Source organism: Vibrio sp. 378, assembly GCF_033339435.1.
In genome coordinates this window covers 22614-36303 of record NZ_JAWOUO010000012.1, presented here as the reverse complement: position 1 = coordinate 36303, position 13690 = coordinate 22614, and the positions used below count along the sequence as shown (strand labels likewise).

The 13690-nt window shown below is 47.3% G+C and carries 12 protein-coding genes; 6 read left to right on the top strand and 6 right to left on the bottom strand.

Annotated features, from left to right (window positions below; translation table 11 throughout):
- Both R7Q48_RS18965 and R7Q48_RS18960 read right to left on the bottom strand, forming a co-directional pair.
- Positions 1-612, bottom strand: coding sequence for a bifunctional 4-hydroxy-2-oxoglutarate aldolase/2-dehydro-3-deoxy-phosphogluconate aldolase (locus tag R7Q48_RS18965; protein ID WP_025624148.1), 612 nt, complete (start codon positions 610-612; stop codon positions 1-3).
- A gap of 9 nt (positions 613-621) precedes the next feature.
- A complete protein-coding gene (locus R7Q48_RS18960; protein WP_012841240.1) occupies positions 622-1998 on the bottom strand; it encodes a GntP family permease in 1377 nt (458 codons plus the stop codon).
- Positions 1999-2151: 153 nt separating this feature from the next.
- Between R7Q48_RS18960 and R7Q48_RS18955 the strand changes: the two genes are divergently transcribed.
- Positions 2152-2676: a gluconokinase gene (locus R7Q48_RS18955; protein WP_005467756.1), complete on the top strand. Its 525-nt coding sequence runs from the start codon at positions 2152-2154 to the stop codon at positions 2674-2676.
- Positions 2676-4472, top strand: a complete 1797-nt coding sequence (gene edd, locus R7Q48_RS18950; protein ID WP_318132407.1) for a phosphogluconate dehydratase — start codon at positions 2676-2678, stop codon at positions 4470-4472. The genes R7Q48_RS18955 and edd overlap by 1 nt, the downstream gene beginning before the upstream one ends.
- A gap of 821 nt (positions 4473-5293) precedes the next feature.
- Here edd and R7Q48_RS18945 read toward each other — a convergent pair.
- The 4 genes from R7Q48_RS18945 to R7Q48_RS18930 all read right to left on the bottom strand — a co-directional run bounded on the left by R7Q48_RS18945 (position 5294) and on the right by R7Q48_RS18930 (position 8292).
- Positions 5294-5623, bottom strand: a complete 330-nt coding sequence (locus R7Q48_RS18945; RefSeq protein WP_005478614.1) for an SMR family transporter — start codon at positions 5621-5623, stop codon at positions 5294-5296.
- Positions 5620-6024 (bottom strand): SMR family transporter, encoded by a 405-nt coding sequence (locus R7Q48_RS18940; protein WP_005379135.1) that lies wholly within the window; start codon positions 6022-6024, stop codon positions 5620-5622. The genes R7Q48_RS18945 and R7Q48_RS18940 overlap by 4 nt, the downstream gene beginning before the upstream one ends.
- Positions 6025-6293: 269 nt before the next feature.
- A complete protein-coding gene (locus tag R7Q48_RS18935; protein WP_318132406.1) occupies positions 6294-7229 on the bottom strand; it encodes a LysR family transcriptional regulator in 936 nt (311 codons plus the stop codon).
- 55 nt (positions 7230-7284) lie between these two features.
- Positions 7285-8292, bottom strand: coding sequence for a substrate-binding domain-containing protein (locus R7Q48_RS18930; RefSeq protein WP_318132405.1), 1008 nt, complete (start codon positions 8290-8292; stop codon positions 7285-7287).
- Between the two features lie 219 nt (positions 8293-8511).
- Here R7Q48_RS18930 and R7Q48_RS18925 point away from each other — a divergent pair, with 219 nt between their 5' ends.
- The 4 genes from R7Q48_RS18925 to R7Q48_RS18910 are packed head-to-tail and all read left to right on the top strand — an operon-like array spanning position 8512 to position 13487.
- The gene (locus R7Q48_RS18925) at positions 8512-9864 is read left to right on the top strand and encodes a serine/threonine-protein kinase (protein WP_138939184.1); all 1353 of its coding nucleotides are present in this window, start codon (positions 8512-8514) and stop codon (positions 9862-9864) included.
- 13 nt (positions 9865-9877) lie between these two features.
- Positions 9878-11350: a chromosome partitioning protein ParA gene (locus tag R7Q48_RS18920; RefSeq protein WP_138939185.1), complete on the top strand. Its 1473-nt coding sequence runs from the start codon at positions 9878-9880 to the stop codon at positions 11348-11350.
- A 2-nt stretch (positions 11351-11352) separates the two neighbouring features.
- Positions 11353-11925, top strand: coding sequence for a sigma-70 family RNA polymerase sigma factor (locus tag R7Q48_RS18915; protein WP_005379118.1), 573 nt, complete (start codon positions 11353-11355; stop codon positions 11923-11925).
- Positions 11926-11927: 2 nt separating this feature from the next.
- Positions 11928-13487, top strand: coding sequence for a hypothetical protein (locus R7Q48_RS18910; RefSeq protein ID WP_186584558.1), 1560 nt, complete (start codon positions 11928-11930; stop codon positions 13485-13487).
- Positions 13488-13690: the final 203 nt, after the last annotated feature.

Sequence of the window (13690 nt, the reverse complement as noted above, 5' to 3'; positions counted from 1 at the left end):
TTACTTAACTGCGCGCACCAATTCAGCAATGCCTTCCCAATCGCCGTTGTCCATCATTGCGGTTGGCACCATCCAAGTACCGCCACAAGCCACAACCGATTTCAGCGCTAGGTAATCTTCCACGTTGGATGGGCTTACGCCACCTGTCGGCATGAATTCCACAGGGTAAACCGCCGTCAGTGCTTTCAGCATGTTTACGCCGCCTGATGGCTCAGCAGGGAAGAACTTCAACGTACGCAGACCCATTTCCATCGCTTGCTCAACCAAGCTTGGGTTGTTTACACCCGGTACGATAGTCACACCACGTTGCTGACAGTATTTCACTGTGGTTGGGTTGAAGCCTGGGCTAACGATAAAGTCCACGCCCGCTTCGATCGCGATATCCACTTGTTCTGTGGTCAGAACGGTGCCCGCGCCAATCAACAATTCTGGGTACGCTTCACGCATGATGCGAATCGACTCCGCCGCCGCTTCGGTGCGGAATGTCACTTCCGCACATGGTAAACCGTTTTCTACCAACACTTTTGCCAGTGGCAGAGCGTGTGCTACGTCGTTGATTGCGATAACTGGGACGATTTTGATATCTCTTAATCGTTGTTCAAGTGTTGTCATGGGGAACCTCTAAAGAATAAAGCTTAATGTTGCGACGATAATAAACGCGATACCGCCAAGTAACGTTTCCATTACCGTCCAAGTTTTTAATGTGGTTTTCTCATCCATCTCAAGCAAACGAGATACCAACCAGAAACCAGAGTCATTGAAGTGAGACAGTACCGTTGCACCACCCGCAATCGCGATTACGATAAAGCAAAGGTCTAGTTCACTCAAACCTGTTGATGCAGCCACAACTGGCGCGATAAGAGCTGCCGTAGTGGTTAGCGCTACCGTTGCCGAGCCTTGAGCAACACGCAGACAGGTTGAAATCACAAACGCCGCCACAATCACAGGCATACCTGTGTCTGTAAGAACGTCAGCCAGTGCATCACCGATACCACTTGAACGCAGTACGCCGCCAAACATGCCACCAGCACCCGTTACTAGGATAACGCCACAGATTGGAGCCAATGACTCACCACACAATTTTTCTAGTTTTGCCATGCCGTAGTCTTTGGCAAACACAGCCAGACAGACAATCAAAGTAATCAGCAACGCGACTGGAGTTTTACCTAGCATACGTAGGAACTCAACCAGTGCCGTTTTGCCATCAATCACACCCGCAACCGCCAGTGTGTTCAGTACCGTATCCAAACAGATTAGCAGGACTGGCAGCACAAGGATGGTCATAACCGTGCCAAATTTTGGTGCGTTGCGCTCATCCACCATCGCTTCGCCATTAAAGAAGGCTTTAGATAGTGGGATATCGAATTTTTTGCCCGCGTACAAACCAAATAGGTAAGCGCCAAGGTACCAAGTTGGAATAGCCACCAGAATACCCACCACCAATAACAGACCGATGTTTGCACCAAGGAATTCTGCCGCTGCAACCGGACCTGGGTGTGGTGGAACAAACGCGTGCATAACCGCAAAAGCACCAGCTGCAGGCAACGCGTATTTAATTGGTGAGCCACCAAAACGAGCCGCCACACTTAGGATGATTGGCATCATCACTACAAGGCCAGCATCGAAGAAGATTGGGAAGCCAAACAGTAATGAAGCGACGCCCAAAGCAAATGGTGCGCGCTCTTTACCAAAGCGACCAATCAAAGTGTCTGCCAGCACTTTCGCACCGCCAGTCACTTCAAGAATTTTACCGATCATCGCACCAAGACCAACCAGCAATGCCACGGAAGCCAGCGTGCCGCCGAAGCCGCCCATCATGGTCGATACGACTTTCTCTGAAGGAACGCCAGTGGCGATTGCCGTACCTAAACTCACCATAGTAAGGGAAGCAAAAGCATGGACTTTCAGTTTAATGATCAGAACGAGTAACGCTGCAATGGCAAGGCCTGCAATCGTCAGTAGGAACGTAGGATCTGGGGCTTGGGTTAATTGCTCCATAGGTTCACCTTTAAGAATTATTGTTTGTGTTATGGTTCACATTTATTTCAGTTACCGGTAACATGTTACCGATAACATGAATAAGATAAACCCATATTTTAAAGTGAATTCAAAAATTGAGATCACGCGCAAATTTGGTTATGAGGATAAGTTATGGCTGGTAGTAGTGTCATCGTTATGGGCGTTTGTGCTAGTGGTAAAAGCACAATTGGTGAGCATCTAGCGAAAAAGCTAGGGCGTAAATTCATTGATGGTGATGATCTTCATCCACGAGCGAACATTCAGAAAATGGCTTCGGGCCAGCCTCTGAACGATGATGATCGCAAGCCATGGCTAGAACGCATTCGTGATGCGGCGTACAGCCTAGAAAGCAAAAACGAACACGGCATTATTGTCTGTTCAGCACTGAAAAAGATTTACCGCGATCAGATCCGCGAAGGCAACGACAACGTGACCTTCCTGTTCCTTGATGGCGATATGGAGTTGATCCTTAATCGCATGCGTATGCGCAAAGGCCACTTCATGAAAGAAAACATGGTGAAGAGCCAATTCGAGACGCTAGAGCGCCCAGACAACGAGCCTCAAACTCTGATCGTCAGTATCGACGGAGACATCAGCGACGTGGTGGAACGCTCTGCCGCTGAGCTAATCAAAATGCAAGCGATCGAGGTGGCGTAATGACTCACTCTGTTGTTCTTGAGGTCACACAACGTTTGACCGAGCGCAGCCGTAAAGCGCGCGCTGCGTTTCTTGCTCGCACCGAAGTGCAAGCCGAAGCTGGCAAAGGCCGTGTTGGTTTATCTTGTGGTAACTTAGCCCATGCAGTCGCCGCTTCTTGCTCTTCTGAAAAGAAAAATATTCTCGATTTTACTCATGCCAATGTCGCGCTGATCAGCGCCTACAACGACATGTTGAGCGCCCACCAGCCGTACCAAGACTACCCAGCGCAAATCAAACAAGTGCTGGCGGACTACGGACATACAGCGCAAGTCGCAGGTTGTGTGCCAGCGATGTGCGATGGGGTGACTCAAGGTCAAGCCGGCATGGATATGTCGCTGTTTTCACGTGACTTAATTGCGCAATCAACGGCGTTGTCTTTGAGCCACAATGTCTTTGATGCCACATTACTGCTTGGTATCTGTGACAAAATTGCCCCGGGGCAACTGATGGGCGCGCTGTCTTACGCGCACCTGCCGACTGCGTTTGTACCAGCGGGTCTGATGGCAACGGGCATCAGCAACGAAGAGAAAGTCGACGTGCGCCAAAAATACGCAGCGGGTGAAGTCGGCAAAGACGCCCTGCTGGATATGGAGTGTCGCGCTTACCATTCTGCGGGTACCTGTACGTTTTACGGCACCGCCAACACCAACCAGTTAGTGTTCGAAGCCATGGGCTTGATGCTGCCGGGCGCGGCGTTTATTCATCCCCATACCCAACTGCGTAAAGCGTTAACCGATCACGCCGCTCTGAAAATCGCCTCAATGACGGCGGGTTCTGCACACTTCCGTCCGCTGGCTGAAGTGGTCACAGAAAAGAGCTTGGTCAACGGCATCATCGCTCTACTCGCTTCTGGCGGCAGCACCAATCACACCATTCATATGATCGCCGTGGCGCGTGCTGCTGGCATCTTGCTCACGTGGCAAGACATCAGCGATCTGTCGGATGTGGTTCCTTTGTTAGCTCGCGTTTACCCGAACGGCCCAGCCGATATGAACGCGTTCCAAGACGCGGGTGGCGTGCCAGCGCTATTGCACCGCTTGAACGAATCCGAGCTTTTGCATCGCGATGTGAAACCCGTGTTTGGTGAATTTGAAGACCAGATAACGCTACCGAGTCTTGTCGATGGACAACTGACTTGGACACAGTGCCAAGGCAGCCAAGACGGTGACGTGATCGCCAAACCGGACGCCACTTTCCAAAATACTGGCGGCACTCGCGTATTGACTGGCAACTTAGGCAAAGCCGTGGTGAAAGTGTCTGCGGTGAAAGAAGAGCAACGCGTGATTGTTGCACCTGCGATTGTATTCCAATGCCAACACGAAGTGGAAGCCGCGTACAAACGTGGTGAACTGAACAAAGATTGCATCGTTGTAGTCACACACAACGGCCCAGCAGCAAACGGCATGCCTGAACTGCACAAGCTGATGCCAATTTTAGGTAACGTGCAAAAAGCAGGCTTTAAAGTGGCGTTGGTTACTGACGGTCGTTTATCTGGCGCGTCAGGTAAAATTCCGTCTGCGATCCATGTTTCTCCAGAAGCCACTCGTGGCGGCGCGATTGGTTTGGTGCGCAACGGCGATTTGATTCGTCTGGATTGCCAAACGGGCGAACTGAACAACTTAAGCGACACCACTGGTCGCGAGTTGATTCATTTCGATACCGAATCGACCCAACAAACTTGGGGACGAGGTCTGTTTAGCGTGATCCGCCAAAACGTATCGAGTGCAGAAGAAGGCGCAAGCTTTATTGTTTAAGGCGAGAAGAAAAACCTCGTCATTTCGACGAGCCTAGACGAGATCAGGGATCTACTATCAAAGTGTTGTAAAGTCAGAGAAAACAACTCTGCTACAGCACTTTTTGTTGGTAGATTCTGAATCACGACCGTCCCTCGCTGTCCAGAATGACGAGCTTTAGGATTGGCCTCTATTCTTTCTAAAAAACGAATGAATCCGTCATTCCGACGAGCCTAGGCGAGATCAGGAATCTACTATCAACGTGCTGTGAAGACAGAGAAAACACCTCTGCCACAGCACTTTTTGTTGGTAGATTCTGAATCACGCTCGTCCCTCGCTGTTCAGAATGACGAGCGTTGGGATTGGCCTCGGTTCTTTTTAAACGAATGAATCCGTCATTCCGACGAGCCTAAGCAAGATTAGGAATCTACTATCAACGTGCTGTGAAGCCAGAGAAAATCCCCTCTGCTACAGCACTTTTTTGTTGGTAGATCCTGAATCACGCTCGTCCCTCACTATTCAGAATGACGAGCTTTGAGATTGGCCGCCGCTATTTCTAAAAACGAATGAATCCGTCATTCCGACGAGCCTAAGCAAAATCAGAAATCAAATATCGACATGCTAAGACGTCAGAGAAAACTCCTCTGCCACTGCACTTTTTTTGTTGGTAGATTCTGAATCTTGCTCGTCCCTCGCTGTTCAGAATGACGAACTTTAGGATTGGCCTCTGTTCTTTCTAAAAAACGAATGAATCCGTCATTCCGACGAGCCTAAGCGAGATCAGGAACCTTGCTCGTCTCTTGCTGCTCAGAATGACGATATCTAGCATTCAGTAAATTACATCAAGCAGTCTTCATCACTACGACCGCAGCAATCACCACAAAGATACCAAACCAGCCGATTGGCTTGAGTTTCTGCTTAAACAGCAAGGCTCCACCCACTGCGGTACCCAAGATACCGATCGCACCCCAAGAGGCATAAGCAATGGCTAAGTCGATCTCTTTCACCGCTTGTGCCAACAGCGTGAATGCTGTCAGTACCAACACAATCGCCGCAATGCCCCAGCCTTTATATTTAAAACCTTTTGAGCGTGTCAGCGCCATATTGGCCATGATATCGACCAAGGCAGCCATCACGACAAATCCAAATGACATCGTAAAAAATTGACTCATGATTCGCACCTTGTACTAGTAGAAAATGAACGTTCTTTTGCCGGTTTATCGGCATTTTTCTTGGCGTTAGGTTGACCATGTGATTCCCCTAAGGTCACACACACAATGCCAACAACGGCTAACATCAAACCAAACAACTCTTGATGGTTTAAGTTGGCATCAAAGGCGATGATCGACACCACGGTGATCAACGAGATACCTAACCCTTCCCAGACAGCGTATGCCACACCGATAGATATTTTCTTCGCGGCAAACGCGAGAAAGTAGTAAGAGATTGCGATCAGCACATACATTACGATGTAGCCCCACCACCCGTGCCCTTGTCCGATAAGAGACATAGTGCTTGTGCCAGCTACTTCGGCAACGATGGCGAGCAATAAAAATAGACGTGCAACTAGCATGATTAATCCTCCATCAGAAATTAAAAAAATGCATAACGGAGAATGGTGAATGTCGCGTACCTATATCGACATTCAAAAAGTTAAAAAGATAAAAATGAGCCACTTCTCCTGACTATTTGAGATAAGGTTAGCGCTGGGTAGGAAAAAGAGACAGGTAATTGAGATATTCATTTTTGAATATCTTAAGAAGTAAGTTGTCTATGTAATCACACAATATTGACAAGGTTAAAGCATCTACTCTCTCATTCAGCCGATGCCATAAGATGACGTCATTGCGTAAAAATCAGCGGCGTATTGAGGGTTTGTCGCACCACTTTATGTAGGTGTCTGTGCAAAGGATGGTTGCGGTTGGTTTGAAGGAAACCGCCAGAGACAACAAACTGGCTAAACTCACGATTAACGGGTGGCATTGCGTAAGAGGCGAGTTCTGGCATCAACAATGCCGAGCTTTGACTGGCATACATAATCGCGTCGGTTTCTTGCAACATTTGGCAAGCCAAACGCAAATTATAGGACTTCAGTAACACTACTGGCTCATAACCCATGCGTCGATACTCGGACTCCACGGTACAAAGCGGTTTATATGACGCGGGCGCAGGCAAAGAGACAAGTGGTAGTTTGGACACCGTGTCCCAATCATTGCTGACTTTCGACAACGTTGGGTGGTTTTTGCGCGCCAAAATCACTCGTTTTTCAACGAATAACGGGCGCATGTAAATGTCTTTCGACAGCTCGGTCTCTTGGTCAAGAATGCAGTAATCGTGCTCGCCTTCTAACATTTCATCGTGCGAGTAAGTATTCCAGCTGGAAAAAGCAAAGTGCGCTTTGGGAAAGGCTCGATGACAACCAGTGAGCAGTCGCTGCCCTTGTTCATCCATCAAATAAGGGTCAGTTACAATCGCAATCTGCCCTTGGAATTGCAGCGGGTCGAACACTTCAAATTCTTGCACCACTTTTTCCAGTGGTGCAACCATATTGTCGAACTCGGCGGCGAGACGAATCGCCATGGGTGATGGCTCTACCCCATGTGCTTTACGCACAAAAAGCGGGTCATCAAACACTTGTTTCAACTTCATCACGCCGCGGCTGGCGCTCGGTTGAGAAATGCCAAGCTGCATTGCGGCCAGCTTGATGCTGCGGTTTTCCACCACGGCTTTTAATAAACGCATTAAGTTGAGATCCAATGCATCCAGCTGATGTGCCATACCCTAACCTACCAATATCATTGATGAGCGAATACAAAGAGCAGTTAACAATTAGTTAAACACTCTCTCCCGACGTGATCTGATAACCCATATCGAAGACTTTTTCTTCTTGCGTTTCGCCTTTCAGGCGCGCAATTAATAGCTCTGCGCTCTTTACACCAATTTGGAAACGCGGCGTATCAACGCTGGTCAGTTTCGGGCTGATGGTTTGACCGATATCCAGCGCGTTATAGCCCGCCACTGCCAATTGCTGTGGAATTTGAATGCCACGTTGCTGCGCACTCAGCATGGTGCCAATTGCGATGTCATCGTTGGTACAGAACACCCCATCGAGCGTTGGGTGCGTTTCCAGTGCGCGTTCGAGCAAATCATGCGCTAAAGAAAAACTAGAATGATCACCAGTTAATACATGTTTGGGTTCTAGCCCTGCTTCTGCCATCGCGCGATCGTAACCTTGCATCCGCAATTTGGTTCGCGTATCCAGACGCGCGCCAAAATAGACGATTGTACGCTTCCCCGTATCTAGCATCTGCTTAACCACGGTGTACGACGCATCTTCATGATCGAGTCCAACCGCCATATCAATCGGCTCCGATGGCAGTTCCATGGTTTCGACCACCGGAATGCCCGCATTTTTGATCATCTGTAATGTACGCGGCGTGTGATGGCTTTCAGTTAGAATAAGCCCATCGACTTGATAAGAGAGTAATGACGCGATCTTGCGCTCTTCTTCAAGCTCATCGTAGCTAAAATGCGCTAAAAGCGTCTCATAGCCATTGGCTTTGGTCACCATCTCTATGCCCTGAACAAAGGAAGCAAAAATTTGGTTGGACAAAGACGGCAGTAAAATACCAATGGCTTTACTGGAGGACTTTGACAACATCGCCGGTGCACGGTTTTCGATGTAACCCATCTCTTCAATCGCAGTCGCAATCTTGGCCCGAGTCTTTTCTGCCACCGATTCAGGGTTACGCATATAGCGTGAAACGGTCATTTTCGTGACGCCAACCTGGTCTGCGACATCCTGCAATGTCGTACGAGTTTTCTTATTCTGTTGAGCCATAAATATGTGATTTATCAGTAATGTTACAAGTAACATTATGACGAATAGACTCTCTGCCGACAAGCTCAGTGAAAATAATTCGCAAAATCATGACGTTATTACTCCACTAGCCATCAAATTGCGTTTCATGGATTGTGAATCAAAACCGAATAAATAAATGACATTTATATCAAAGTTCTTATAAAATGCCGTACCTAAAAGAATAAGACATTAGTCACAGTGCAGTTAGGCTCTAGCGAAACCCAGATTTACTACCACCTGCTTGATCTGGACGACTCCCAAAAGCAGCAATACCTCCAAGCATTGCAACGAAGTCAACCTGAGCTGTATCGACAACTCGTTCCTCTTTTAGCCAACGAGACACCGGAAGAACAACTAACGCAGTTACTTTATTTTGGTGCTCATCAGGCTACGAACCAAGACGTCGATCTAAGCGGAGAAATCATCAGTAAGTACCGCCTAACTCATGAGTTGGGGCGTGGTGGCATGGGTGTCGTATACGCAGCTCTACGTGCAGATGAAACGTTCGAGCAAGATCTGGCTATCAAGTTTATTCAAAGCAATTTGAGCAATGTGTTAGGGCAACGCGCACTCTTCGATGAAGCTCAACTTCTCGCGCGTCTAAACCATCCTTACATCGCGAAAGTGTTTGACGGCGGTCTCCATCAAGATTCGGTTTACATCGTGATGGAGCGGGTGTTTGGTCAAACTTTGGATGAGTATCTATCTGAAAATAAGCTAGAAAAAACGGAGAAGCTGCTGTTGTTTAAGCAGATCTGCCAGGCGATGGAGCACGCCCACCAGCACCAGGTTTTGCATGCCGATCTAAAACCAGAAAATATACTGATTGATCGTAGCAAGCGTCCCAAGCTGCTTGACTTCAACTTGACTCAAAAAGCGCACTCCAACCGAGAAGATTCACCCTCAGCGCTGATTGCGTTTAGCCAAAATTTTGCCAGCCCAGAGCAGCAAGCAGGACTGGTTCTAACAGAGCAAAGCGACGTGTACTCCTTGGGCAAAATTCTCGCTTTGATGTTTCCATCACCAACAATTTGGTCTGATGTTTACTGGGTGATAAGACGCGCAACGCGTCCTGCCACTCAAATGCGATATACCGATGTTAGAGCATTGCGCATTGATATCGAACGAATTATCGAACGCCGTCCAATCGAGCAGAAAAAAAACTGGCCATTGTATAGCGCCTTTCGCTTGGTACAGCGACGTCCCCTTGCTTCGGTATTGTCAGGCATCATTGTGCTCTCTGGTGTGTTATTTGGCAGCGCCATGATGCAAAAGAATATCCAGCTGCAACAAGAGAAGAAGATTGCAGAAGATATGATGTACGAAATGACTCGCCTCATCTTCCACGCGAAGGGGCAAAATGTCGAACATCTCTCAGTGAACTCCATGATGGAGTTAACACGAAGGCGGATACTCTCTAACCCAGATATCCCCAAACATATAAAACAAAAAATGTTGTTGGCGATGATGACACCGGTGCCAGAGAAGCACCTAACTACACCAATGAGTTGTCAGCCAAATTGTGCGTCTAAGGACAGCACCAACCAATAAGGCTTAAAACAAGATGTATACACGTTCAGTGGTATTTTGGCTGTCTGCATTGACGGCTACGTCCACGTTGGCAGCAGACGTTTCAGCTGCCACTTCACAACCACCAGCTTCAACCTTGAAGCAAGGCTACTTTATCGACGCCCCAGTGACTGGCCTGTATTACAAAACCAGTTCCAATATCACTGGCGTCACTCAGCAAGGAGCATTTCATTACCAACCCGGTGATGTAATTAGCTTCTTCCTTGGTAACGATGATAAAGGTTATCTGCTGACGACCTTATCAAGCCAAGAAGTGCTGACGCCGACGATGGCGACAACCAAACCTAGCCGCAGCATCAATATGACGCGTCTGCTGCTTTCTCTCGACAGCACGCCTGAGAATCGTGAGGAAATTGTCCTAGCAAACCGTGTGCTTTCTGATCCTCACTTTCAAAGCCAGCTCAAAGGCCTTGATCTCAATTACCTGGATGACGCTAAACGCTACCTCAATCTCGATTGGGTATCTGTCAATGAGGCGATTGAGCACCTAAACGAAAGCCAGCAGTACATTGAAAAAAACTTTTCCTCTGATGAGATCATTTTTGAACCTCGCGACATGACGTTCAAAAACATCGTCATCAAAAAGAAGGATTGGCAAGGCCGCGCTTGTGCTTACGATCTACGCTATCAGCATCATCCCAAATATCGTCCTCCTATTGGTGAAACTCGATTCACCATCACCAAAGACTCATTGATTGAACACCCAAGCATTGGCGATCATTTTCAAGGCTGCTTCCTCTCGATGAAGCGCCCTATCACGGAAGATGTCGTCGAACCGATAAGCAAGTTTGCGGATTGGTTTAATATCGTTGGTTGTTCAATCACAGGGTGCACCCGCAACGACTTGAATGGCTTCTCTCTCGAAGACTTCGATGATGAAGGCGACTGGAAGTACCGCTCCGTTGCCCTCAATTTTGATCCGAGCACCGAGTTATTGATGGAAAAAGTACAAGGTCTCGGGCGTAAAAAAAACATCCAACACAATAACCGCACAGAAATGCTCTGGTTTACGTATCCCAATACTAGCGAACACGACATTGACTACCTCGGCGTGTGGCAACAAACCGAATACCACCAACAGTCCATGACACAATCGTGCCTATTGATGCGCCATCAACAAGTCATGCGACTGCCGAAAAATACGGACACCTGCCCAACCGATACAAGCCTGTACACCCAAGATGTTACCCGCGAATTTGCCGACATGTGGTGGGTCAACAATAGCGCCCCCAAAGCCGAACTCGCGCAAATGAACGTCATGGTACGTTGGTCAACAACCCCATCCGAAATCAATTACACCACCTGGGAATACTTGCCAGCTGGTGCAACTTGGGAGCAAGGCATTTTATATCGCTATCAACAAAATGTTCTGCGCAACCAAGACGGCTCTGATCGCATTGAAACCCACACCATTTCTGAATTTGTCAAAGTGAGCGAGGATGTATAACCATGGCAACAGCAGTAGCACTGACACAAATCATTCAACAATGGCAATCTGGTGATAAACGAGCTGAGAGCGAGCTCTATCAGTTTGCTTATTTACAGTTGCGTAAGATCGCCCAACACGAGCGTGAACGAAATGCAGAAAAGTACGGCACCGACAACAAAGTATTGGCCGATAGCGTCAACAGCACCACAGCATTAATTCATGATGCTTACCTGAAGATGTCCAACTGCGACATGAGTGAAATTGAAACAAAGCGCGATTTCTTTTTGATGGCCGCCAAAGTGATGCGTCAAATCTTGATCGACAACGCACGCTCGCACCAAGCACAAAAGCGTCAACACATTACATTGATGAGAGATGAAGAAGATCGTTTCGAGCAATTGATTATCATGGATAAAGCTCTGGATAGTTTCAGTAGCCGCTATCCACGCCAATCGAGCGCACTCAAACTCAAGTATTTAATGGGCATGAAAAACCAAGAAATCAGTGAGCTACTCGAGTGCAGCGCAAGCCTGATAGAGAAAGACCTCAAATTCTCTCGCAGTTGGCTGCAATCACGAATGGCGCACACGTAATCATGAACAAAAAGCTTTGGATAATCGGCGCAGTATGCGTCGGTTTGTTTGGTATTTACTTCATTTCAAACGAACACAATTTGGCATCTGTGGAAGACTTGTCAGACAACGCCGACAAGTCAACCCAGCAAGCACATCGTCAATACGAGCGCACATCTTTAGTTGAAGTAAAGCAAGCGTTGACAGGTTCTGCGTTGGATCGCACTCCTAAAAAAACGGGAGATGACGCATTTAACTCCGCCCTTTTAGGACAACCAGGCCCTGTTACGAATCCATTTCATACCACAGAAGACAACACGTTTTACGAGTCAGCATTGGGTGATAAGAACAGCCGACCACAAGAGGACCCATCAGAGAATAATAAACCCATCATCAACCTCACTGTGGAACAGCAGCTACAAACCATTATTTATGCTTGGGAGCTGAAACAAAACTCTCCGGTGAGTTATTCGCTCAACCTTAACCAGCTTTTTGAAGACCCAGATGGCGATCTCCTCACCACTCAGATTTGGCTTGAAAACGCCAATGGGTTAAGAGTCCTCAACCAAGGACAAATGATGGTGCAAGGAGCACCTGAGGAAATAAAAACCACCACATATTTGGCGGTAGCAGCGCGCGATGATTATCACGGTAATAGCGATCATGCATGGGTCACAACGCGCTTTGAGTTACCCGTTATCACACCCGATCAAAATGACACAGAACACCCGTTAGTTGGCGATGTAGTTTATCGCCTAGAGACGACACAAAATCTTGCAGGTATCGCGTACGCGTATGAAGTGGTGTATTGCGAGGCCTTTCAGTTTGAGGGGGGCGAAGTAAGTTATGCCGCCTCACATAACAAACGCCAGTGTCCTGAAAAGGGAGACTTGAAAAAAGTGGGCAAGTACAAAATCAGTGATGACTCGTTGATCGTTTATGTCCAAGGTGTACGCCAAATTTGGACCATCAAAAAAGAATACCCATCTCAGGTTCATGAAGATACTCGGAACTACTTCACCACCGTGTTTGATGGTAAACAATTCGAAAGCTATACCATGCAAAAGAACAAGCAGTCCATGGAAAAGCGCATCAATGTCCACACTGGCGAGTACGAATATCAAGGAACGTCGTTTGACTACCTCTTCCCAATTTCAGGAGGAGGTTACATAAACGGGACTGCTAGCAACTACATATTTGATAGAAGTGTTCAGGGTAACGAACCAGTGCACAAACTGGACTCTGATCTCAATATGAAATCAAATCAACATGACCTATTTTGTCATGATTATTTATTTTACTGGTACAGCTCTATCGTAGCGGGGCGAGGAGAGTTTGCCGATATTATCTCTAGCTCAATGGATTTTGACGGCGTAACTCCAATACATTGTGCTGAATGGCCAGATGATTACTGGCAACGAACATTTATGTTTTACAACCTTGAATACACAGATTACGACATATTCATTCCAGGCGAAGTCTACAGTTATGTGCTTAAACCTCACCCTCAATTTGCTGATCGCGTTGAGGAATTTAAGATCAACATGATTTATCACGCCCCTGTCCTTAGCGGCACCCAATAAACCTTTTTTACCGGTGGTTATATTAACAAAACAATCATTCCCAAAATAAAACTGGAACCGTGATCAAATTATAAATTTTCCATCATAGACAAAAAATAGAAATAAATTTTACGGGTTTTGTGCGGATTTTCGTGTCTTGAACCTAAGCTCAATAGTCATTAAAAAGACACCACTCTCTTATATCTCACTAGTGAGATATAAAG

Excerpts from the sequence above, each read along its gene's own strand:
- R7Q48_RS18915 (WP_005379118.1), top strand. The coding sequence starts at position 11,353 with ATGGCAACAGCAGTAGCACTGACACAAATCATTCAACAATGGCAATCT.
- R7Q48_RS18960 (WP_012841240.1), bottom strand. The coding sequence starts at position 1,998 with ATGGAGCAATTAACCCAAGCCCCAGATCCTACGTTCCTACTGACGATT.
- R7Q48_RS18910 (WP_186584558.1), top strand. The coding sequence starts at position 11,928 with ATGAACAAAAAGCTTTGGATAATCGGCGCAGTATGCGTCGGTTTGTTT.
- edd (WP_318132407.1), top strand. The coding sequence starts at position 2,676 with ATGACTCACTCTGTTGTTCTTGAGGTCACACAACGTTTGACCGAGCGC.
- R7Q48_RS18955 (WP_005467756.1), top strand. The coding sequence starts at position 2,152 with ATGGCTGGTAGTAGTGTCATCGTTATGGGCGTTTGTGCTAGTGGTAAA.
- R7Q48_RS18945 (WP_005478614.1), bottom strand. The coding sequence starts at position 5,623 with ATGAGTCAATTTTTTACGATGTCATTTGGATTTGTCGTGATGGCTGCC.
- R7Q48_RS18935 (WP_318132406.1), bottom strand. The coding sequence starts at position 7,229 with ATGGCACATCAGCTGGATGCATTGGATCTCAACTTAATGCGTTTATTA.
- R7Q48_RS18965 (WP_025624148.1), bottom strand. The coding sequence starts at position 612 with ATGACAACACTTGAACAACGATTAAGAGATATCAAAATCGTCCCAGTT.
- R7Q48_RS18920 (WP_138939185.1), top strand. The coding sequence starts at position 9,878 with ATGTATACACGTTCAGTGGTATTTTGGCTGTCTGCATTGACGGCTACG.
- R7Q48_RS18940 (WP_005379135.1), bottom strand. The coding sequence starts at position 6,024 with ATGCTAGTTGCACGTCTATTTTTATTGCTCGCCATCGTTGCCGAAGTA.
- R7Q48_RS18930 (WP_318132405.1), bottom strand. The coding sequence starts at position 8,292 with ATGGCTCAACAGAATAAGAAAACTCGTACGACATTGCAGGATGTCGCA.